At 37.1% G+C, this 22071-nt stretch carries 19 protein-coding genes and 3 pseudogenes; 8 read left to right on the top strand and 14 right to left on the bottom strand.

The genetic code is table 11. The features are described from left to right. The first annotated feature begins 243 nt into the window (after positions 1 to 243). Positions 244 to 1404 (top strand): sensor domain-containing diguanylate cyclase, encoded by a 1161-nt coding sequence (locus tag AC58NB_RS13220; RefSeq protein ID WP_497427309.1) that lies wholly within the window; start codon positions 244 to 246, stop codon positions 1402 to 1404. Here the strand turns inward: AC58NB_RS13220 and AC58NB_RS13215 are convergent. The 3 genes from AC58NB_RS13215 to AC58NB_RS13205 all read right to left on the bottom strand — a co-directional run bounded on the left by AC58NB_RS13215 (position 1397) and on the right by AC58NB_RS13205 (position 3539). Beyond that, entirely contained in the window at positions 1397 to 1720 is a 324-nt protein-coding gene (locus AC58NB_RS13215; protein ID WP_497427308.1) for a hypothetical protein, read from the bottom strand. The genes AC58NB_RS13220 and AC58NB_RS13215 overlap by 8 nt on opposite strands. A 192-nt stretch (positions 1721 to 1912) precedes the next feature. Continuing rightward, on the bottom strand, positions 1913 to 3043 hold the full coding sequence (locus AC58NB_RS13210) for a PQQ-dependent sugar dehydrogenase (protein ID WP_497427307.1): 1131 nt from the start codon (positions 3041 to 3043) through the stop codon (positions 1913 to 1915). 13 nt (positions 3044 to 3056) lie between these two features. Continuing rightward, a complete protein-coding gene (locus AC58NB_RS13205; RefSeq protein ID WP_497427306.1) occupies positions 3057 to 3539 on the bottom strand; it encodes a helix-hairpin-helix domain-containing protein in 483 nt (160 codons plus the stop codon). Positions 3540 to 3697: 158 nt separating this feature from the next. On the opposite strand from AC58NB_RS13205, the gene AC58NB_RS13200 reads away from it, so the two are divergent. Continuing rightward, complete coding sequence (locus tag AC58NB_RS13200; protein WP_497427305.1) at positions 3698 to 4288, top strand: undecaprenyl-diphosphatase; 591 nt, start codon at positions 3698 to 3700, stop codon at positions 4286 to 4288. A 240-nt stretch (positions 4289 to 4528) separates the two neighbouring features. After that, the gene (locus AC58NB_RS13195) at positions 4529 to 5086 is read left to right on the top strand and encodes an isochorismatase family protein (RefSeq protein WP_497427304.1); all 558 of its coding nucleotides are present in this window, start codon (positions 4529 to 4531) and stop codon (positions 5084 to 5086) included. 53 nt (positions 5087 to 5139) lie between these two features. Here AC58NB_RS13195 and AC58NB_RS13190 read toward each other — a convergent pair whose 3' ends face one another. Beyond that, the gene (locus tag AC58NB_RS13190) at positions 5140 to 6180 is read right to left on the bottom strand and encodes a S66 family peptidase (protein WP_497427303.1); all 1041 of its coding nucleotides are present in this window, start codon (positions 6178 to 6180) and stop codon (positions 5140 to 5142) included. Positions 6181 to 6387: 207 nt separating this feature from the next. After that, positions 6388 to 7263, bottom strand: coding sequence for a DUF1186 domain-containing protein (locus tag AC58NB_RS13185; RefSeq protein WP_497427302.1), 876 nt, complete (start codon positions 7261 to 7263; stop codon positions 6388 to 6390). 150 nt (positions 7264 to 7413) lie between these two features. Here AC58NB_RS13185 and AC58NB_RS13180 point away from each other — a divergent pair, with 150 nt between their 5' ends. Together AC58NB_RS13180 and AC58NB_RS13175 are read left to right on the top strand one after the other, a co-directional pair. Next, a complete protein-coding gene (locus AC58NB_RS13180; protein WP_497427301.1) occupies positions 7414 to 7758 on the top strand; it encodes a DMT family transporter in 345 nt (114 codons plus the stop codon). Next, positions 7758 to 8072, top strand: a complete 315-nt coding sequence (locus AC58NB_RS13175; protein WP_497427300.1) for a DMT family transporter — start codon at positions 7758 to 7760, stop codon at positions 8070 to 8072. Before AC58NB_RS13180 ends, AC58NB_RS13175 begins: the two co-directional genes overlap by 1 nt. Positions 8073 to 8139: 67 nt before the next feature. Here AC58NB_RS13175 and AC58NB_RS13170 read toward each other — a convergent pair whose 3' ends face one another. Further along, positions 8140 to 9033 (bottom strand): TetR/AcrR family transcriptional regulator, encoded by an 894-nt coding sequence (locus AC58NB_RS13170; RefSeq protein ID WP_497427299.1) that lies wholly within the window; start codon positions 9031 to 9033, stop codon positions 8140 to 8142. Positions 9034 to 9222: 189 nt separating this feature from the next. Between AC58NB_RS13170 and AC58NB_RS13165 the strand changes: the two genes are divergently transcribed. Continuing rightward, complete coding sequence (locus AC58NB_RS13165) at positions 9223 to 10734, top strand: DHA2 family efflux MFS transporter permease subunit (RefSeq protein ID WP_497427298.1); 1512 nt, start codon at positions 9223 to 9225, stop codon at positions 10732 to 10734. Between the two features lie 16 nt (positions 10735 to 10750). On the opposite strand, the gene AC58NB_RS13160 is transcribed toward AC58NB_RS13165, so the two are convergent. Beyond that, positions 10751 to 12301 carry an ABC transporter substrate-binding protein gene (locus tag AC58NB_RS13160; protein ID WP_497427297.1) on the bottom strand — a complete coding sequence of 517 codons (1551 nt, stop codon included), beginning with the start codon at positions 12299 to 12301 and terminating at the stop codon, positions 10751 to 10753. 986 nt (positions 12302 to 13287) lie between these two features. Here AC58NB_RS13160 and AC58NB_RS13155 point away from each other — a divergent pair. Then, entirely contained in the window at positions 13288 to 13758 is a 471-nt protein-coding gene (locus AC58NB_RS13155) for an Hsp20/alpha crystallin family protein (protein ID WP_497427296.1), read from the top strand. Between the two features lie 779 nt (positions 13759 to 14537). On the opposite strand, the pseudogene AC58NB_RS13150 reads toward AC58NB_RS13155, so the two are convergent. The 7 genes and pseudogenes from AC58NB_RS13150 to AC58NB_RS13120 form a co-directional block, all read right to left on the bottom strand. Beyond that, positions 14538 to 15199, bottom strand: a pseudogene (locus tag AC58NB_RS13150) (transposase); the annotation flags it as partial. Positions 15200 to 15213: 14 nt separating this feature from the next. Next, a pseudogene (locus tag AC58NB_RS13145) lies at positions 15214 to 15383 on the bottom strand (transposase); the annotation flags it as partial. 169 nt (positions 15384 to 15552) lie between these two features. Further along, positions 15553 to 17199 (bottom strand): glycoside hydrolase family 13 protein, encoded by a 1647-nt coding sequence (locus AC58NB_RS13140; protein ID WP_497427295.1) that lies wholly within the window; start codon positions 17197 to 17199, stop codon positions 15553 to 15555. A gap of 199 nt (positions 17200 to 17398) precedes the next feature. Then, on the bottom strand, positions 17399 to 18079 hold the full coding sequence (locus AC58NB_RS13135; protein WP_497427294.1) for a CAP domain-containing protein: 681 nt from the start codon (positions 18077 to 18079) through the stop codon (positions 17399 to 17401). A 519-nt stretch (positions 18080 to 18598) separates the two neighbouring features. Continuing rightward, a pseudogene (locus tag AC58NB_RS13130) lies at positions 18599 to 19254 on the bottom strand (nitroreductase family protein). A gap of 83 nt (positions 19255 to 19337) precedes the next feature. Then, positions 19338 to 19793 (bottom strand): nucleoside deaminase, encoded by a 456-nt coding sequence (locus AC58NB_RS13125; RefSeq protein WP_497427293.1) that lies wholly within the window; start codon positions 19791 to 19793, stop codon positions 19338 to 19340. 309 nt (positions 19794 to 20102) lie between these two features. Further along, the gene (locus AC58NB_RS13120; protein ID WP_497427292.1) at positions 20103 to 20693 is read right to left on the bottom strand and encodes a methyltransferase domain-containing protein; all 591 of its coding nucleotides are present in this window, start codon (positions 20691 to 20693) and stop codon (positions 20103 to 20105) included. Positions 20694 to 21102: 409 nt separating this feature from the next. On the opposite strand from AC58NB_RS13120, the gene qoxA reads away from it, so the two are divergent. Beyond that, positions 21103 to 22038: a cytochrome aa3 quinol oxidase subunit II gene (gene qoxA / locus AC58NB_RS13115; protein WP_497427291.1), complete on the top strand. Its 936-nt coding sequence runs from the start codon at positions 21103 to 21105 to the stop codon at positions 22036 to 22038. The last annotated feature ends 33 nt before the right edge of the window (positions 22039 to 22071 follow it).

Below are 22071 nucleotides of genomic sequence, written 5' to 3'. Positions count from 1 at the left end.
ATTCTAACTCAAACTAATCAAAAACTTTCTAAAGAAAAAACCTGTAAAAACTTTGTAAAATAATGTAGAATTAACTTTTAATACCAATAGAAAGAGTGAATTACTCTGCGTAAAAAAGTATTCAAATGGCAAATTGGGCATCGATTCTTCTGGAGTTTATTATCCATTGGATTAATATGGATTTGTTTAAACTTAGCATCTCTTTTTTATGTAAAGAGTGAATTTGTTTCTTCAAACAAAACAATGAAACAACTAGAAGCCATGAACGAACATGTATTAGTTCTTTATCAATCTTTAATCGATCAAGAGACGGGGCAGCGAGGATATAGTTTATCTAAAAATGATGCCTTTCTTGAACCATTTTATTTAGGGACTACAACATTTCAGCAAACCTCTGAAAAGCTCAAACAAGATATAATCATTTTTCCAAGCGTCAGTAAATCTATTACTACCTTGATTACTAGCGGAGAAATATGGATTAGTGAGTATGGAGATGTTCAAATAAAAGTTATTAAAGATAATAAACTCATTTCAAATGATGTACTTGATAATAGTAAAATGGCATTTGATCATATACGGCTCCATTATAAAGAGACAAAAAACGAAATTAAACTGTTAAAATCAGAAATGGAAGAGCGTTCACAAAACAGGGTGATGATTATTCTAACTATTTTTTGTTTTGGTATTCTACTCATGCTGGTACTGGCTGTTTTCTATATCATCTGGCATTTAACCAGTTTGGTTCAACCAATTGTGGAATTAGAGCAAAGCGTTACTTCCTATTCAAATAAAGACTTTTCGGTTAAAGTCCCAGACTATCATAAAGATGATGAACTAGGCCGTTTAATCACCGGTATCGAGCACATGCGTACCGAACTGAAGGAAAAATTTTTCACGCTTGAATCTATCGCCTATAAGGATGGATTAACCGGTATTAATAACAGAAGAACGGCAGATTACTACTTAACAAAATTTATAGAAAAAGCACCACTAGAGAATGATTTAAGTATCCTACTAATAGATATCGATCATTTCAAGGATTTTAACGATAAATACGGACATTTAGAGGGAGATCGGGCATTGAAACATGTTGCATCAGTTCTCGAAAAGAATGTGAAAACCTTTGATGTACTAGCCCGTTTTGGTGGTGAGGAATTTATTCTCATTTTACCTAAAACCAAATATCCTTGTGCGTTGAATATCGCGGAGCGCTTACGGAATGCAATAGAAAAGGAGCCCCTTGGTACGTATCAAATCCGAGCAAGCTTTGGTGTAACCACCTTTGAAAAAGGGGATAGCTATATTTCTTTGATTCATAAAGCAGATGAAGCCCTCTATACGGCTAAAGCAAATGGACGAAATCATGTTGAACTCAAACTTACTAATATTGAAGCACTCAGCTAGGATGATAAATAGTTGAGTGCTTTTCCATTCTATTGTTTATCAGGAAAACGGCCATCATGATTTCCACGACTCCTATCACGATTATCTGAGCAATAATCCAAACGAATAGCATAGAACCTATGATTTGCGCAATTCTCCCCGCTGCTCCATGATTTCTCCTGAAACAAATATAGGCCGCCCAACCACTGCCAATTCCATTCAGACAGAATAATAATAGACCCGGTATAAACCAGATGTTTATAAAAGGAATAGGATCCAGTAAAGATACTGACAATTTCATAGCATCCATTTCAGGGTATACAGCACCAAGCATCATGGCTCCACCCCACCTAAAGCTCCAAAAATACAATTGCCAGCAATAAACCAAGAAGCAGATGAATATACGTTTTTAACTTCTTCACCATCTCACTTCAGTCTATTAATATATTTAAAGAAAAAAGCACTTCATATGGAGAAGGATCACAAACATATGAGGCGCTCTAATCTTATTTCAATTGTTTAACAGTAATTAAATATTTCGGTTTTTAGGAATCAAACGAATGATTCTGTCGTCTTTGTCAGTTGGATTACCTCTTCCATCCCGATTATTGGTCATCATATATAAGGACCCATCCGGTGCCTCTATGATATTTCGGATTCTCCCATACTTTTCTTTAAAGAGGGAATCGATTTTTTCTACCTGTTTGCCAGATTCATCAAGCTCTACCTTAAGTACCTGCATGCCACGTAAATTGGCAACCAGTAATTGATTTTCCCATTCACCTTTGGAGACAAATGTCATTCCTGACGGTGCCCATGTTTCAGTTGCACTTTGGGCTATAGGGGTTTGCATCCCCTCTTTTTCTTCATCCCCCTGAATAATCGGCCAGCCATAATTTTTTCCTGGATCAATTAAATTGATCTCATCATGTGCCGATTGGCCGTGTTCCGAACTGAATAAGTCTTCTGTTACAGGATGCCAGGCTAGTCCCTGCGGATTACGATGGCCATAACTGTAGACAGGTGAGCCCTCTATTGGATTATCATCCGGTATCGAACCATCTGGCTGGATTCTGAAGATTTTGCCGCCCATACTTGTCTTATTCTGAGCTAAGTCAGGTTCATACCGATCTCCTGCGGTAATATAGAGCATCTTGTCAGGACCTATCTTCATCCTCCCTCCATTATGATTCGTATCACCAACAATCCCATCAAGAATCACTTTATCAATACTAGCTTGATTATCATCGACTACAAGACGAAGAACACGATTTTTGATTTCACCATTATCTTTATAGGTGTGATACGTATACATAAAGTGATTCGTTTGGAAATCAGGATCTAGCGCCAATCCAAGTAATCCTCCCTCTCCTTTACTAATGAAAGGGGCCGCCAAAGACAGAAGCGGCTCTTTCACTACTTTTCCATCACGAATTTCCCTAATTTGTCCTGGTCTTTCCGTAAAAAACATTCTCCCATCTTCAGCAATAACTAATTCCCATGGTACATTCAGCCCTTCAGCAACCACTTCAATATCATATGGTTGTTTTTCATTTGTATCTGTTTGCCTGACAACGGTGTCATTTTCCTCTTCTTTTGAACAACCGAGTACAACCATGACAATTAAATAAGGCAGTAATAAACGAAAAGCTGTTCTCATATTAGCCTCCTTTTTAACTTCGACCATTCTGAGATGTCAAACGTGATAAATTTTTTAATCCTGTTTTTTCAGGGCGATTCAGCGGATATCCATGGATATTTCGATACGCTTTCCTTTCCTCCGTAAAATCTGGCCACTCCAGTACACTATTTAATTCATTGGCATGAAAAACAATGCAGCGGAGCTGATCTTCTACACATGGATCGACACGGCAGCCTATCAACTCTTCATAGCGATCAAATAATTCTGCAGGATTTTCGTTTCTGACTTCGCTTACAGAATAGAACTGCAGTTCACGTACCATCATCTTGGCTGCACCCAGCCCAATTGAAGGTATTTGCTGAAATTCTGAAAGACCCTTCAATTCTTTTGCCCGATTTTCCGAACAATTCAAGATATCTCTTAATTCATCCGTCGTTTTAGTAGGAATTTGGTCTATTCGAACCCGGTTTTTACGAAGATAACTCCGTTCCATTGCAGATAAAGGTAGTTTCATCCTCCTAATCCTCCTCTCATTCATGATTTTGTTAAATTTTAACACAATATACTCTTACAACTAAACGATCTGAATGCTTAGAACTAATGAGTTATAGAATCTCTTGAAAAATCCGAGTAAATTATCCATAATAGAATAACTTGGGAGGAAATGAAAAAATGACTAATTCAGAAGCAAATATTACATTATTTCGTGCGGTCAATGACATAGGTAAGGAATATCCTGATATAAACCCCCTTTTTATTTTTTTCGCTGAATATACGGTTTATTGCTTGATACTTATTCTGTTGTTTTATTGGCTAACTCGTAAAACAGAAAATAAATTAATGGTGGTTAGTGCCGTTATTTCATTTTTTGTCGCTGAAGTAACCGGCAAATTGATCGGGTTAATCTACTCCCATCATCAACCATTTGCTGTTTGGTCCAATGTTAACAAGTTAATTGAAAAAGAGGTTGGAAACTCGTTTCCTAGTGATCATACGATTGTATTCTTCTCTGTTTGTATATCTATTGCCCTCTTCCGGAGACGATTCTGGTATTTATGGGCAGCACTAGCACTCCTTCTTTCTATTTCCCGAATCTATGTCGGGGTTCATTATCCCGTCGATATTTTAGTAGGTGCTGTTCTTGGAATAGTTGCTGCTATTCTTGTCCATAAATTCATTCCTAAACAGAAATGGGTTAGACAATCGATTGCCTTATATGAAAAGGGAGAAAGTTATCTATTTGACCGGAATAAAAGTATCTAAACCAAGTTCATATCACCATCATGGTCACCGAAACTATCGGTGGCTTTTTTCTACATATCTTTTTAAATCAGGCTATGTTAAGGTTTAATTGTCTGAAAATTCAATGCGCTGGTTTTTAGCTAGTATTTTAACTGGGAGGTAATTCGTATGAATAATAAAAAATACCGCAGTGTGATTGATAACCTGGGGAATACCGCTAAATAAAAGAGGGTTTCTCCCTATTTGAAAGGGGAAAATGAGTTGAATCAATTATTGCTAGTGATCGATGGACAACAAGAATTAATGGATGGGAATAAAGAAGTAAAGGCTGTTTTCATGAAAGAGAGACTAATCCAGACTATTAATTTAGTCATTGATAAGGCCAAAGAAGCAAATGTTTCTATTGTATTTGTAAGAGATCTTGATGTTGCTGGTGGTAAAGGTAAGGGATTTCAAATTCATGATAAAATTCATGTACCAGTAGAAGCAAAAATCTTCGACAAGGTAGCAACGAATGCCTTTCATGGGACCGGACTTTTAAATTATTTACACTCTAAAGAAATAGAACATATTGTTATAATGGGCTGCGAGACACAACACTGTATTGATAGTGCAGTTAGAACAGCCACTATTAACGGATTTGATGTCACATTAGTTGGTGATGGACATTCTACAAATGGCAATGAAATTATAGACCCTGAACAAATCATCCAACACCATAATAAGACTCTACATGGTCATTACAATGTTGAACATTTTTCAATTGTAAGAAATGCGGAAGAAGATTTATTTCACCCAAGTCATGATTCATATCGGTAAACTTCAACAGTATCCCAATTTGTTCAATGATTGGGATACTGTTTTTTTACCTTTTACCTCACACCAGATTCCAGTATACTAAACGTTTTTCGTTCACAATCTAATTCACCCATCGCTCCAAGAGGGATTGTACTCATTGGAGACGTATGCCCAAAACTCATATTATAGAAAATTGGCATATCCAGTAACTTAAGCTCATCTCGCACCACCATCAGGATTGCTTTCTTATATTCATCGTAATAGCAATCATCGTATGGCTTGGAAAATAACAAGCCCTTAGCATTTTGCAAAATTCCCTGAGCCCCATAACTACGGAGCCAACTAATAAACAGATCCGGACTTACCTTCACTTCTGATGTCTCAAAAAACAAAAGGTTATCCTTCCATTCGGCTTGTGCGGGCCAAACTACAGTTCCTTTAAGCATTTCAAGTACATCCATGCATCCACCCAATAAATTCCCCGTATGTATCCCTTCGCCCTGTAACACCTCATAGCCACGATGGGGAACTGTCTTTCTTTTACGTGTCCAATTCTGTTGTTCCCATGGGATATATTCACTGGTCCATTCAGTTGGTGGCTCCACCTTGCCAATGTGTTCTCCAGAAAATAAAACCTTCTTCACCCAATGATTTGTATAGTCAAAAGCCTCTACATTTTCTGCGAACTCAGCTAATATCGATGGACCATAATAACTCATTAAACCTGCCTTATAACAAATAAAATGAGTCACAGTTGAATCAGAATATCCAAGGAAAATCTTAGGATTCTTTTTGATAATTTCGTAGTCGATATAGGGCAGTATCCGAATACTGTCATCCCCGCCTATGCAGGAGAATATTGCCTTAATGGAAGGATCCCCAAAGGCATTCATCAAATCTCGCGCCCTCTCCTCTGGATGCTCGTGCACATACTCAGAACCCTTTAACGTATGCGGTAACTCAACAACTTCTAAGCCGAATTCCTCCAACCGGTTCTTTCCTATTTGATAACGCCAACGGATATCAGGGTCACCCGCTCCTCCCCAAGAAAGACTGACTGCAGCGATACGGTCTCCCCTACTCAATCGATTCGGTTTCTGTAACTCCAGCCCCATCCAAATCACCACTTCCAAACTTTGGTATAATAGATATATTATAGTATGAATTCTCGGAATATATAAGTGATTATCCGTTAATCGGCTATCTTTTAAACTTGCCTTGATTGCATAGAAAACAAAATAAAGCCACCATAAAAATGGCAGCTTTACTATACAAGACAATAACATTTACAACCAACTAACCTATCTTGTTCAAACGATAAATTAGGATTTACCACAGCATTTCTTATACTTCTTTCCACTTCCGCATGGACATGGTTCATTTCTACCTACTTTTAGTTCCCCAATATTCCTGGTATTATCTGGTTGAAATTGACCATTCCACCAAGTGAACTCTTCATGAATGTTTGTGATGGGGCAATAATCATTGGCATACATTGGATCATAATTTCTGAATTGAGACGCTACATCATCGAATGACATATGAAAGGCATCTACTTTCTTTAGAGCGAATACCTCCTCGATATCGTCATATAGATTTCGAAAATTAAGCACCATACATGAATCAATTAAAATGGTATAGATATAACCAGTCTCATCATCGAGATCACCCCGTAGAAGATCATGGTAGTAATATTCAATCATTTCCCCTGATATACGTTTTTGCAGGACAAGGGAGGTAATCGCCTGAATACCCGTCGCCCGAATACACTCATCCAAAGATATATCATCTATTAATTCAAATAAAGCATCCAAATCCGGAAATGAAGGAGAATTCCCATCCATTATTATTTCGCCAGGATAAGTATCAGCTAGGATTCGTCCTGCCGTTGTAACTAAATACTCATCATATAAATCCAATGCTAGATCATTCGGTAATTTTAATATTTCTAAAAATGGATAAAATGCTTCTCTCGCGCCTAACTGCCCTAATAAAATAGCAGCATAAATGTGGTCAAATCGATCCCGTTCACTTAAAAATAATTCCGGTTCCTGACTAACCAGATTTAAAATATCTATTAGTTCAGTAATAGTATCCTCCCGTTTCAATAACCGGTCCAGCTCATCTTTTGGGTAAGTATCCCCAATATAACGAATATTTTTTATTAATTCCTTAGTTGAAACAGTTGGAGTATCCATATAATTGCACCTCCGCACCCTTCTTATATAATCAGTTTACCAAACTTCCTCGCAATTTCTCTACTCGCATACTAACTGGATAATTGTTAAAATGAACAGAATAACAAGATAATAGGCTACTATATAGTTTACCAACAAGGGAGTGGCATAATGAATAAACATTGGGTAAAGGTTTTTATCGGAGCTTTCTTTGAAGTCATCTGGGTAAGCGGTCTTAAAAATGCAGATACTATTTGGATGTGGCTGATTACACTTCTAGCTATTTGTATCAGCTTCTACATGATGATTGATGCAAGTCGTTATCTACCGGTTGGTACGGTATACGCTGTCTTTGTTGGATTAGGGACAGTCGGAACAGTTATTGCAGAAGTTCTCTTTTTTGGTGAACCTTTAAAGATAGAGAAAATAGGATTGATCCTTCTCTTATTAATAGGGGTAATCGGATTGAAAATGGTGACTGATGAGGACAGTTCCAAAAAGGAGGCTAACCTCTAATGGCCTGGTTCGCATTGATTGTCGCTGGATTTTTAGAAATTTTCGGTGTAGGTATGATTAATAGACTTAATAAAAAAAGAGATTTGTTATCTCTACTTCTTTTAATCATCGGATTTTCCGGCAGTTTTTTCAGTCTATCGTTCGCAATGAAGACACTTCCCATGGGAACAGCCTATGCTGTATGGACGGGAATTGGTGCTTCTGGCGGAGCATTAATCGGTATGGTTTTATTTGGAGAAGCTAAAAGTATAAAGCGAATATTTTTCATAGTGATTATCTTACTATCCGCTATTGGTCTTAAAATCGTTTCATAATAATTATCATACGAAATATATAAAAGCCATGCTGGCAAACAACGACTTGCGTAGCATGGCTCTTTTATTACTTATCCAACCACTCCATAATAATCTCTTTAAAATCTCCATAGTAAGCATTACTCACTAAGATAGGATCGAGATTTAAAGAAGCAATCATATTTTTAACTACATAATGGCGCGGGGCTTTATTATGCAATAGTTCGTCCTGCAGAAATTCAATTATTTGTAACTTTTCCACGCGATACTCCGGTTCTAAAGCCTCTTGCTCAAGGTATGTCTTCAGTTTGTTAACGGTTTGGATTAAATCGTAGCAAAAATCTCTATTTCCCTTAGGGGCATTCGGAATAAACCTATTTAAGACTTCCGGTTCAATTAAAACAACATCATTCTTACTCAAATCATCCACAATCACCTTTATGCAATCTAAATAATAACGAATGGCTCTTTTCGTATCATTGTCTCCTTTTGCGATACTATAAAAATGCATGTGATGTTGAAGCATCGAGGAAAGGAGAATCGCACAATCTAACAAATATGGTTTCTTCTCCACCCCAAATAGATCGACTAGACGGTTGTAAATCCAATTTAAATATAACCATCGTGTTTGTTTCAAATATTCCTTTAATTCAACATCATTCGAAACCATTACATCTTCTATAAGAAGAAATAATTGATTATGAGAATGTGATTTTCTTTGTATATGAAGTTGTTCTATAAAGATGTCTATATCACTTAGATCTCTTCCAATAATCAATTCATCCCGCTGTTTATGATACTCCTCAAGGAACGCATCATATACAGCTTTGAATAACTCACTTTTAGACGGGAAGTAATTATAAAACGTACCTCTGGATATCCCGCTATCCTCTAAAATCTCTTGAATAGAGGTATTTCTATAGCCCTTTTCAATGAAAAGTTTCTTCGCATGATTAACGACTTCCTTTTTCCTTACGTTCATAACAACTCAATCCATTCCTATGACTTCTTCAGTTATTTGAGTGTATATTAGCTTATTTTTTGGGTAAATACAAATTTGTAAATACTGAATTCTTTTAATTGCCAAACGAGGGGAAAGGGAGTAATATATTCAACATGAATTCAGAGTCTAAAAATTAAACACTTAGTATAAATTAAAGGAGAGAAGTACATGGCAACAATAGAAAAACAACAAGTGCGTCCTAATTATGGAATCATAGCTATTCTTTTAGCCGGTGCATTTGTTTCAATTTTGAACTCTACCTTATTGAATGTTGCCCTTCCGTCCATGATGACGGATTTTGATGTTCAGGCAACAACTATTCAATGGCTGGCAACAGGATATATGCTTATAAACGGAATTATCATTCCTACGACTGCATACTTAATCCAGAAGTACTCAGTTAGGAATTTATTTATAACCGCGATGATTTTGTTTACAATCGGAACCGTCTTTTCCGGATTTGCTCCGAGTTTCACACTGTTATTAATTGGAAGAATGATTCAAGCAGCAGGCTCTGCCATTATGATGCCACTCTTAATGAACGTTCTTTTAACCAGCTTCCCAATTGAAAAACGTGGATCTGCAATGGGCGTTTTAGGTCTTGTGATGACTTTTGCCCCTGCAATTGGACCAACATTATCAGGATGGATTATCGAACATTACGAATGGAGATATCTGTTCTATATGATTATCCCAATCGCGGTGATTGTTCTACTCCTTTCAATCTTTAAATTAAAAGATACGAAAGAAAAAAGTGACGCTTCATTAGATACATTATCCGTGATTTTATCTAGTATCGGATTTGGTGGATTATTATATGGATTTAGCTCAGCAGGTGATAAAGGCTGGGGAGATGTCGAGGTATACAGCACTCTGATTGCCGGCACAATCGCCTTAATTTTGTTGATTGTTCGCCAATTTAAATTGGAAGAGCCTATGCTCGATTTCCGTGTCTATAAACATCCAATGTTCTCCTTATCTTCGGCAATTTCGATTGTTGTAAATATGGCGTTGTTCTCAGCTATGATTCTAATGCCAATTTACCTACAAAATATACGTGGGATTTCTCCATTGGATTCAGGTTTATTAATGCTTCCAGGGGCCATTATTATGGGGATTATGTCACCTGTTACCGGTAATCTATTTGATAAATTCGGCGGTCGTGTTCTTGCTATAGTCGGGTTAACGATCACAGTAATCACAACATATTTCTTCAGTGAATTAACAATGGACACCTCTTATACAACATTAATTGTCATGTATTCCATTCGTATGTTAGGGATTTCAATGGTCATGATGCCCGTTATGACAAATGGAATGAATTCATTACCTGCCCGAATGAATCCACATGGTACAGCTATAAACAATACACTTAATCAAGTATCCGGTGCGATTGGTTCTGCCTTGCTTGTATCGGTCATGACGTCGCGTACGAAAATTCATGCGGAAGAATTAGCTGAAAAAGCAATGAGCAAACTGACAGGCCAACCAAGTCCTGAAGCTATTGCTCAAATGAAGGCTGAAATAGGTGCTCAAGCTACGGTTAATGGAATTAACGATGCTTTCTTTGTAGCTACCTTTATCGCTGCTTTCGCTCTTATCCTTTCCTTCTTTATTAAGCGTCCAAATAGAGCTGATGAACAAATTAACTCTCAAGAAACTCAAAACCTCTCCCATTAAGGAGAGGTTTTTTATATTATTCTTCCCATTTCCATTCCTCGATATTATTGAAAACAAAGAAAGGCTGCTCATTTGATTCAAATGTCTGCTCACCTATATTTAATTCTTTTTTCACAAAGAATAAATGGTCTGGATTAACCAACCACATCCATGGCACATCCTCTGCAGTCTGCCTCTGAATCATTTTCCACAACTTAAAATCACCGCTGTCTAGAGCCTCTTCTATCAGTTGATCCACTTCATCAGAAGAATATAAATTCGTATTATAAAATCCTGTTCCAATACTGTCCGTATGGTACCTGCTATATACATCAAAGGGATTATGATTTCCCGCTCGCATGATAATCGGATCTTTAAACTTATTTGCACTGATGTCCGCCCATGTTTGACCGACCAATTCTACCTCAATACCCAGCTCTGTTAATTGCTTCTTGAAGATCTTCGCCATGGCCTGTGCAATAGAATCGGATTCCAAAAACTGCAGCTTAAATTTCGCTTTGAGTTCCTCTTTTTCAAGAACACCATCTTCATCTGTATCTGCCCATCCTGCTATTTTTAAAATTTCCTCAGCCTTTTCTCTATTATTGTATTCTGATTTTGTATCTTTGTAGCCCCATGGAAGCTGTTCAGCATTAGTGTATGCTTCTTTCCCATATCCATATAAAACTTCATCGATAATATACTCACGATCAACCGTTAAATTAATTGCCTGTCGAATAGACCGTTCACTTGTCACGTCATTTCCTGCCTGCTTTCCATCAATTTCTGCTCCTGAAGGTACCGTAACAAAGGCAATTCCATACTGATTGATGCCTTTAAAAGCATTGATGTCCATTCCATCCACACCAACACTTGCATAAGCAGGAGATGTCTGAGCCACATCTATCCCCTCTTTTTGTACGGCTGCATAGGCTTCTTCCTCATCCATAAAAAGAATCGTAATCTTTTTGAAAAAAGGTTTATTTCCATAATACTGTTCATTTCTAATGAAAACTGCCTGTTCTCCTTCCTTCCATTCCTTTAAGATAAAAGGCCCCGAACCAATCGGATTTAATGTGTAAAAATTATCGTATTGATTTTCAGGAACAATTCCCAATTGAGCAGCCGTATAACTAAAGGTTGATAGGGGCTTCTCAAATTGAAAATGGACAGTGTAATCATCGAGCACCACAGCTTCTTTTAAGAATGCTAACTCCTTCCATCCACTGTACTTAGCCATATTAAATGTAAAAGCTACATCATTTGCTTTTACCTGTTCACCATTCGAAAAGTAAGCATCATCTCGAAGTTTAAACTCCCAGGTCAATTTATCATCACTGACCTGGTATTCATCAGCTAAGTCATATGTAATTTCCATATCCTTATCAAGCGATAATAAAGTGCTTTGAAGGATTGGTGTAGCATTGGCTGAGGAAAATACTAAAGGATCAACCCCTTTCAATGCCTCCGGTGTCAGAGCCAATGTTAACTCATCCTGAGTGGTTTCCGCTTTACTAACTACCGGACCAACATTCAAGCATCCGCTTGCCAGAATAAGTATTAAGGTTATTTTCATTATTATTTTCATCCACTTTATCTCCCGCTGAACTAACGCTTTACTAAAGCCAGTACCAAGTAGTCCAAGTACTAAATAGTATTAGTATGTACAGGCAAATCCTGTTCATTCTATTCATCAAAAAGAAAGGCAGTTTTCGTAAGGATTTTTACTATTGACCCGTTATTCAACAAATGCTCCCGTTAGCCATCCATGAAGCGCAAAATCAGCACTTCACCACCTGTTCATATACTTTTGAGCTAGAAATTCTTTTATTCATATGAACAAGTATGTAATAAGAATTAGATTAACAACTAAGAAGATCATACTGCCTTCAATTTTATAGATGCCAACTGATATTAATGAATTCCCTGAAACATACTGTTTAAAAGATTTGATAAAAAAAGTATATAGAATGGGTTCTATATACTAGCCTAAAATGATAGTTGTCAAACGGTCGCCGTATGTAAAGTTTCTTTCCCCTTTACACATGCCATGGCAACACCATAAATGCCCCAACTTCAAAATGTGGCAAGTAAATAATGTTCTTCCTTCACATTTGTTGCAAATCCAACATTCAGCTCGTATTGACTAAAAAATGAATAATAAGAAAATTTAATTCGGTATTCTGACATAAAATACAGATTAGAAAAGATTCCTGACACGCAGGTCTCTTTCATATCATCTAATTGCTGCGGGTTCCGAATAGACAGCACATCTTTTTGTATTTCATGTTTTCTCGACTTTTCTTGCCTTCATTCAAAAACAGGGTCATGAAATCCTTGATGTACAACCATTTGAATGTTCGAATTGTTAAACTAACCTGTCCCTTGTTGAATAAGCTACCTCCATTTGGCAATACCATAAAATGGATAATCAACTTCTTTTATTCAGGAACAACACTCTATGCGAAAACAGCCTTACCAAAAAAATTATTATATTTATATAGTTTAATCCAAGTAGAAAGGGGTATATGCCAAAATGTCTTGAAAAATGTGTATAAGGAGAGATTAAAAGCTATGAAACCAATACGTCACAGAAATCCGGAAAAACAACTCGGACAGCCAACCTTCGCGGATGATTGGAATGGACTTGTGCGCCGTTTCTTTGATGATTCACCTTTTTCTAACTCATTTTTCTCAAATCAAGACCATTTAGTGCCGGCAATAAATATATCAGAAAAGAAAGATTGCTATACAGTCGAAATGGAGATACCAGGTGTAGATCCTGAAGAAGTGGATATTGAGATGGAAGGTAACGTCATGATTGTTAAAGGTGAAAAGAGTTTACACAGCAAACATGAAGAGAAAGAGACCCATATGCATGTGGAAGAACATAGCTACGGCTCCTTCTATCGGACATTAACTTTGCCGCCCAATATTGATGTTGATAGCATTGAAGCTGAAAGCAAAAATGGTATGCTCTATATTGAAGTACCTAAAAAAGAAGTTGACAAGTCTCATAAAATTAAGATCAACCATAAAAAATAAATTCTCAAAACCTTCTTGATGGCAAAACTGTAAGAACGCTTGGATTGTTTAGTCCAAGCGTTTTTGCGTGTTATTATCTCGATTATCCGAACAAGTTTTTTTGGTTCTATACTAAATGTTGGGGTGTCCACTAAAAAGGACAAAAAAGAGCACATATGATCCACTTTTCATATACTTGAATTGTCCAAAAACAAGTCGAAAAGGAGATGTGTGCTCTTGAATTGTACCTTGATTTTGCCAGTACTAGGTTTGTCACCACAAAAATCACACCACATTCCTTCCATATTTCTCGCTCCTTCTCAGTCCGCACCGTTTTGGTCAAATGCAACATAAAAAGGTCATTTCTCTTCTTCAACTAACCTCCCTCAATATACAAAGCGAAATCTCTCGATTTCTCCTGTTTTCAAAGATTTACTTAGTCGTTTAATGACAGTTGGTTATCTTCTCGATGGTTGAAACTATCTCATAAGGATTTGGTTATTCAAAGAAAAAGACTCATAACCAACTAGCCAATCCTATACAAAAATTGGATAATGGTTGTTCTATGATCGCACTAAAGGATATCCACATGTCTCATAGAGGTCTAACCACCTATATCTCAAAGAGTCTTCGCTCTCAAATTCTTTCGTCCAACCTTTCCATGAGGTGGAGGTCAGTTATACTGCCACTGCCCCACAGGGTCCATGCCCGAAGTTTAGTTGCGTGACTGACTAATCCGTGCTTCAAGTGTCCAATAGCCATCGATATCATAAGACTCTTCCATCCTATTTACACATGAGTTATGCGACTGCTTCAGCTTCTTGATAGCTTGCCATATGAGGGATATCCTTCAACAACTTTTCTTCCTGAAACTCAAGTGGCCTTTTGCCGATGGCAAATAAGATCCGAATAAGTTTATTACACAAAGCAATGATAGACTGCAACTTTTTCAAAGGGTTGTCAGATCGCTGCGTATAATAAGCATGAAGTGCCTTGAATGCTGAATTCTTCGCAACCAGGATCATACACACCCTAAACAATAAAGCCCGCAGTTTCTTTCTTCCTCGCTTTGTAATCCTCGTTTGTCCCTTGTGTTTACTAGAGGTATTTTCTTTTAAACTCAGTCCAGCCAGTTTCATGATTTGCCTAGGATGGGAGTACTCATTTAGATCTCCGACTTCCGCAAAGAAGCCTGCGACAGTATCTCTTCCAATTCCTTTAATCGCCATCATTTGTGAAACACCTGGTACCTGATCAATTAAGCCATCTATTTTGGCATCTAATTCTTCGAATTTAGATTGCAGAAATTCATATTTCTCAATCAATGTTTTTTCCAACTCCAATTTCGCCATATCTGCGCCCTGACGAATACCAATAGATGTACTGGCTGCTGTTTAATAGCTTGGATCTTTTTCAAACCAACACAACGTGTAACAGCCGTTCTTAAATACGTTAACAATTCTAGAACTCATTGAGCTTCTTCTTTCTGGAACTTCTTATTCCACATAAAACAGCTAGATACAAACTGTGCCTTAGCCTGCTGGACCTCGCTTTATAATCCGATTCGTCTTCGTTGTAAACTTGCCAGATGAATGGACACTTGGATCGATGCCAGCGAAGGCAACCAATTTCTTAGGGTGATTAAACCCCTTCCGAATCGTTCGAAACAACATTCTCATGTTCAGAACCACCTTCCGAACGATTCGGAATCTTATTTTACTACCTGTTTATTAAGATCTACATTGCTATCGATGGAATCCATTTCAATTTCTCATTTTCCGTTTGTCACGTTTCTCCGCCGCTATACTCTTTCCCCTATCGTATTCCCCGGACTTCATGTTCTCCCATGACTAGATAAATACGCGCTTCAAAGGCATTCAATTTTAGAGTTGATTCTTCATTATAGTTGGAAATTAGTAAAGACGATTTGCTCAAGTTCATTTCATTGTTCAGATTAACCTCAATAGATTTCGACTGATGATTCGAGACAAAGTAAATCGTCTCATTCGCATAGCTTCTTATATATCCATAAAGATGAGGATGCCCTTTAAAAATTTCCAGATAGTCCCCATATACGAAGACCTTGTGCTTTTTTCTTAACTCAATTAGTTTTTGATAAAAATAAAAGATTGAATTTGAATGTAGTAATTCATTATCCACATTAATTGTTTGATAGTTTGGATTAACCCCAATCCACGGCTTGCCTGTTGTAAATCCCGCCTGTCTCCCACTGGTCCATTGCATAGGTGTACGGCTATTATCTCTGCTCAATGGCTGTAAATTACAAAGTACCTCTTGTGGATCCGCTCCCTTAGAAACTAATTCAGCATACTGATTTTTCATCGCAATATCATTATATTCATCAATCGAAGAGAGACGAATCCCTGTCATACCTATTTCTTCCCCTTGATAAATATAGGGAATTCCCGGCAAAGAATGAATCATAGCTGCAAATAGCTTAGCAGACTGAACACGATGCTCCGTATCATCACCATATCTCGTAACCACTCTAGTATGATCATGATTATTTAGAAATTGTGAATTCCAGCCCTTCTCCCTTAACCCTTCATACCATCTTTCCTGAATCTCTTTAAATTTTTTCAAGTTCCAAGTCGGCATTTCATCACATACTTCGAAGTGAAACAAGGTATTCAATTCATGGCGGTCCTTATCTATATATAATAAACCCTGCTCCGGTGATACATAAGCGACTTCTCCGACAGTTAACATATCATAATGACTGAATACCTGCTCATTCATCTCCCGTAAATAATCATGAACTTTCGGATGATTGGTCAGATAACGAATATCATAAGGATCCTCCGCATCTGGAAACCCCTCCAGCTTCGCAAGCAAGGCGATGGCATCGAGCCTAAACCCATTAATTCCTTTCTTCAGCCAAAAATGCATGATTCGATATATTTCATTACGTACTTCTTTGTTCTCCCAATTTAAATCAGGCTGTTCTGCAGCAAATGAATGAAAATAGTATTGTTTAGTCCTTTCATCATATTCCCATGCAGACGGGGAAAAATAGGAACGCCAATTATTTGGCGGATTCTCCTGAATTCCATCTCTCCAAATATACCAATCTCTTTTGGGGCTATCCTTGCTGGATCTAGACTCTTTAAACCACTTATGCTCATTGGATGTATGGTTTACGACCAAATCCAATATAATTTTCAGGTCTCTTTTGTTCGCTTCATTGATTAATTCCTCAAAATCCTCCATGCTGCCCGCTTTAGGCATAACGGAATAATAATCGGAGATATCATATCCATTATCTTTATCAGGAGAAAGATAAAAAGGATTGAGCCAAATGACATCTGCCCCTAACTTTTTTATATAATCAAGTTTCTCTGTTACACCACGTAAATCTCCATACCCATCTCCATTACTATCGTAAAAGCTCCTCCAATAAACCTGATAAACGACACTTTCCTTCCACCATTGTTTACTCATATCTCCACCTCAGATTTCTATAATTCTGCGCAGCTTACCTATACATTACCCACAATTGTCCTTATTTTACATTTAGTTCTAATAAACCTAAAAATTGTTTATATATAGTTTGAGTGAATATAAAAAAACTGGCCCAAAAGGTAAGTTTTCACTTCCTTTTGGACCAGCCTTATTGAAAATCTATCATACTTGCATTCTCTTATTTACCAATGAACATTTGCGTCCAGTAGTTTCCATTCTCTACATAACCAATTCCAATATGAGTATAGCTTGAACTTAAAATATTTTTTCTGTGGCCATCGCTATTCATCCATGCATTTACCACTTCTTCTGGTGTACGTTGTCCCATAGCGATATTTTCAGCTGCTGCTCTGTAAGAGACACCGAATTGATCCATCATATCAAATGGAGACCCATAAGTTGGACTTGTATGGCTGAAATAATTATTCTTTTGCATATCCTCAGATTTTACACGTGCCACTTGGCTTAATTCTGTATCCAATGCTAATGGTTCTAGTCCTTGTTTAGCGCGTTCCGCATTCGTAAGCTCAAGAACTTCCTGCTCATATACGCTTACTTCATAATCACTTGATTCTGCTTGATCAAAATCTGAATTATTTTCTTCAACTGTTGGAGTATCTGTATTTTCGGTATTCCCTTCTACCGAACCAGTTGAGTCGGAATTAGAATCCTGTCCTGTGTTATTACTATTCGGGAATTGAATAAACCCACCTGGGAATTTAATCATTCCTCCGTATATGAATTTATATGAAGTAGTTGTATTTGGTTTAGAAGATACGCTGGCAGCCTCCGCACCTGTCATAGCTGTAAAAGAAAGTGCCGCCGCTGCACCAATTGTAAGAATAAGCTTACGTTTCATCGATAATTCTCCTCCTGTTAGATGTTTGTTCAATCGACAACCCTATCGTAACATGAGTTTTTTGTAACATTAGAACCATAAACTACCAGACCAAGAAACATAGGATATTAGACATATAACACTGAGTGGAGATACCGAACTTAATATATTGATATATCAACAAACCCATTTATCTCATCCTTTTTTCCACATTATGATAATCAAGTCCCTCTTTTTGTAAAGTCGCCACTTTTATCCTATAAAATAACTATTGACAGCATTTAAATGAAAATGTTTTCTTTACTGATACTACAACTGTGTTACAAGCATTGCAGTTATTTTTAAATAATGATTGATTGGATCAGCTCCTATCGCTGAACGTATATGTAGAATAGTAAATCTTATTTAAATATTTATCCAACAAATTTCATTTACATCAATTACACAATTACCCAGATACATGTGTTCACTTTTAACCAAAAAAAGGAGCAGGTTGTTACCTGCTCCCTACCGGATCTTAATCATTCGTCCGCGAAATCTTTATTTCCATTCCACAACTTTGTCTACTGCCAGACGCATAGTGGGGAATCCATTATCAGCCGCTTTGCCCATGGTCAAAATCATGACCGGAGCATATCGTTTTTTGTCTAATCCATACACATCGTTAATGCGCGTTTTATCGTATCCGGCAATAGGATTGGTGTCATACCCGTGAGCGCGAGCCACGAGCATCAATTGCATAGCTACGTGGCCACAATCTGTCATGACGATATCTCTACGATCCTGTTCAGTTAGAGACGTAATCCATCCCAGTATCCCCTCAAGCTGCCGCTCTTTATATTCAGCAGGCATATCCCAAGCTCTACATTTGCGCTATAAATTTCATCAGCTTTCAATGTATTCTGCAAGTCACCAAAAATCGCAATCGTTACCGACGAAGTATCGATTTTCACATGATTGGTCGGTGAAGCGATTTCCATTAATTTCGTTTTGGCTTCATCACTTTCAATGACAAGAAAATGCCAAGGCTGAAGATTCGTTGAAGATGGCGCTCGTGTCGCTTCGCTAATTATATCAGTCATTTCTTCACGACTGATTTTCACCGATGGATCATAACTTTTGATGGAACGGCGTTCTAACAATATTTTCTTGAAATCATTAGTTGGAATAACATGAGAACTACCTGACATATGCATTCTCCTTTAGGACTAGATTAGAAATGACGGTATTCTATCTAACCGAGAGTTATAGTTGATTTTTTTATAAAAGTTTAGAGATTTTAATAAGACACTTTATTCTCCATTACTTGATATGCTTTGAATAGTTCATCACATTCTTTATGATCAACTTGGAGCAAATCATACGATAGCTTCCCATCAATCATTTTATAAAAAATATCATCTCTAAAACCAATCTTATCCGTATCTAATCGATCGCATCCATAATAAACCTTCGTTATGCCGGCCCAAAGTATGGCTCCTAAACACATTGGACAAGGTTCAGCCGTTGTATAAAGCTCTGCTCCAGATAAATCAAAGTGATTTATCTGACGGCATGCTTCTTTAATGGCAACAATTTCTCCATGCATGGTTGGGTCAAGCTCCTTAATCACCCTGTTATGGCCCTTACCAATGATCGTTCCATCCTTGACTATAACAGCTCCAAACGGTCCGCCATGCCCTTGCTTGATTCCTTCGTACGCTTCTTCTACAGCGACTTTCATATATGGATTCATACGTCTTGCCCCCCAAATTGGTTTATCTATAGGATGTCGTATTTTATGTCTCTACTTTAAATCTATAGTATCACATGACGATCAATATTCCAGATATCCCCTGGTCAAAAACCTTCTTTGCTTTATCGAGAAAAAGAGCAGGCGCTCCAAATTCTGATTGAGCCCGACTCTTTTCCAGTTGAGATACAGCTTTATTACACTTTATTTATTCTCCAATCTCCTTCGAGGATACCGCTTCACATACTTTCCTTATATTCACTCGAACTATATGTGACTAAAGGCTTCTCCACTTGAATTCCTTTACTCTAATTAATAAGCAAGCCGATAAATAAGAATTCTTTCAAGCGGATTCGCTTCTGTCAAAATAATCTCTTTATACAGTTCAAATATTGTGTGGTTTTCTAGATAGTATATATAATCCTCAGATGGATAATACAATATCAGATGCACTTCGCGATATGTCTCTTCAACGGATAACAGGATACGATTAAGAACTTGGCGGAAAATTTGAATCGTAAAAGGATTAAAGAAATAGAACCGATTATCGGTTGGCTGGATCTCAAACTCCTCAGCCAGGCAACAGTGAAACTTAATACGCTCTTTCCCCTTGTATGTGTAGTTCTTAAGATTTTCTTTAGCTTCATGAATAAATTGTTCATTCATTTCAATCCCGCTTATATATACTCCAGTTTTGTAATGAAGAAAGAAATTTAACCTTCCCTTTCCGCATCCGAAATCCACGACATGGTCGTCACTTTTAATGTCGTACTCAGCCAATAATCTTTCCAAGATCCAGTACGGTGTTGGTTCATACCGGTGATAATGCAGGGAATGATAAAATCCAGCTTGATCGCCGATCGTATTTATATGTAATAAATTATCATACTCTTTTTCTTTCATTATATAACTCCCGTTTTACTTTTCTACTTTTATCCATAAGTTTAAGCCTTTTAGATACTGATCGAAAGTCTTTTTCTGTATAATAGGCACTTTCAAATTTTGTAACCTAGTATTCGCCTAAAATGTAACTTTCAAACGAGTATTTTTACATTTAATTCTAATAATATAATTAAATGTTAATTTGTTCACAACTTTGTCATAATTGGAGATTTCCATCTCTTCTTTTGGTTTCATATATTTGTAATTTTGAAATTCAGTTATTATATTGAAAATCAGGGGTATGGCAAATGTATGAATTATACCTAAATAGCTACAAGCAAGGGAAATTATAACTACATCAGTGTGCAGATTTACATCAATTTTCCTTACATAGCTCAAATTTACTTATTACATTAGGAAGGGGAAAAATATGAATAAAAAATGGGCACTTTTAAGTTCCATGATGGCGTCTATTCTTATGTTAGCAGGATGTGACTGGGTTGTATTTGACACAAACGGTCCTGTAGCGAAAACACAATCTAATGCCATTCTTTTCTCAATGGCTTTAATGGCAGCTGTTGTGATTATAGTTTATGTACTTTTTATCGTTATTTTATATAAATATCGTGCATCCAAAGCTCCAAAAGATTACGAGCCTCCTCATATGGAAGGCAGCAAAGCGCTTGAAATAACATGGACCATCATTCCGATTATCATTGTAGCTATTTTAGCAGTAGTTACTGTGAAAACTACTTTTGAAGTAGAAGGAAAACCAAAAGGCTATGAAGATCAAAAACCATTGGTAATCTATGCAGCTTCTTCAAACTGGAAATGGCATTTTAGTTATCCAGAACAAGGTATTGAAACGGTTAACTATGTAAACATTCCAACTGATAGAGTCGTAGAATTCCGTCTATATTCATATGGACCAATTACAAGCTTCTGGATTCCACAGCTTGGCGGTCAGAAATATGCCATGAGTGACATGGTAACTAAACTAAACTTTGTAGCTGAAACACCAGCATCCATGATGGGAAGAAATGCAAACTTCAGTGGCGAAGGCTACGCCCATATGGATTTTGAAGCACTATCTATGACTCCGGATGATTTCGAAGAATGGGTTAGTGATGTGAAAGCAAATGAAGGTAAATTAACAGAAGAAAAATTTGAAAAACTGCTTGATACAGCACACGTCGGCAGACAAGCCTATTCTTCTACTCACTTGGATTTCAGTCCTCCACCTGAAGGACACCACAACGGCGGTTCTGAACCATCTCCATCAAACGAGAGCGATGAAGCAGACAATATCTTTGATGAAGACACAGAAAAAGGCAATTCAGAACACGAAGATCATTCAAATCATTAAAATTAAAGCTTTTATAAGAAAGGAGTTACTACC

The sequence above is a fragment of the Pradoshia sp. TA40_28 genome (assembly GCF_059694525.1).
This window is presented reverse-complemented; position numbering and strand designations above follow the sequence as displayed.

Bases quoted from the DNA above. Each gene is read 5' to 3' on its own strand.
- AC58NB_RS13220 (WP_497427309.1), top strand. From the start codon at position 244: ATGAAACAACTAGAAGCCATGAACGAACATGTATTAGTTCTTTATCAA.
- AC58NB_RS13215 (WP_497427308.1), bottom strand. From the start codon at position 1,720: ATGATGCTTGGTGCTGTATACCCTGAAATGGATGCTATGAAATTGTCA.
- AC58NB_RS13210 (WP_497427307.1), bottom strand. From the start codon at position 3,043: ATGAGAACAGCTTTTCGTTTATTACTGCCTTATTTAATTGTCATGGTT.
- AC58NB_RS13205 (WP_497427306.1), bottom strand. From the start codon at position 3,539: ATGAAACTACCTTTATCTGCAATGGAACGGAGTTATCTTCGTAAAAAC.
- AC58NB_RS13200 (WP_497427305.1), top strand. From the start codon at position 3,698: ATGACTAATTCAGAAGCAAATATTACATTATTTCGTGCGGTCAATGAC.
- AC58NB_RS13190 (WP_497427303.1), bottom strand. From the start codon at position 6,180: ATGGGGCTGGAGTTACAGAAACCGAATCGATTGAGTAGGGGAGACCGT.
- AC58NB_RS13185 (WP_497427302.1), bottom strand. From the start codon at position 7,263: ATGGATACTCCAACTGTTTCAACTAAGGAATTAATAAAAAATATTCGT.
- AC58NB_RS13180 (WP_497427301.1), top strand. From the start codon at position 7,414: ATGAATAAACATTGGGTAAAGGTTTTTATCGGAGCTTTCTTTGAAGTC.
- AC58NB_RS13175 (WP_497427300.1), top strand. From the start codon at position 7,758: ATGGCCTGGTTCGCATTGATTGTCGCTGGATTTTTAGAAATTTTCGGT.
- AC58NB_RS13170 (WP_497427299.1), bottom strand. From the start codon at position 9,033: ATGAACGTAAGGAAAAAGGAAGTCGTTAATCATGCGAAGAAACTTTTC.
- AC58NB_RS13165 (WP_497427298.1), top strand. From the start codon at position 9,223: ATGGCAACAATAGAAAAACAACAAGTGCGTCCTAATTATGGAATCATA.
- AC58NB_RS13160 (WP_497427297.1), bottom strand. From the start codon at position 12,301: ATGAAAATAATAATGAAAATAACCTTAATACTTATTCTGGCAAGCGGA.
- AC58NB_RS13155 (WP_497427296.1), top strand. From the start codon at position 13,288: ATGAAACCAATACGTCACAGAAATCCGGAAAAACAACTCGGACAGCCA.
- AC58NB_RS13140 (WP_497427295.1), bottom strand. From the start codon at position 17,199: ATGAGTAAACAATGGTGGAAGGAAAGTGTCGTTTATCAGGTTTATTGG.
- AC58NB_RS13135 (WP_497427294.1), bottom strand. From the start codon at position 18,079: ATGAAACGTAAGCTTATTCTTACAATTGGTGCAGCGGCGGCACTTTCT.
- AC58NB_RS13125 (WP_497427293.1), bottom strand. From the start codon at position 19,793: ATGAATCCATATATGAAAGTCGCTGTAGAAGAAGCGTACGAAGGAATC.
- AC58NB_RS13120 (WP_497427292.1), bottom strand. From the start codon at position 20,693: ATGAAAGAAAAAGAGTATGATAATTTATTACATATAAATACGATCGGC.
- qoxA (WP_497427291.1), top strand. From the start codon at position 21,103: ATGAATAAAAAATGGGCACTTTTAAGTTCCATGATGGCGTCTATTCTT.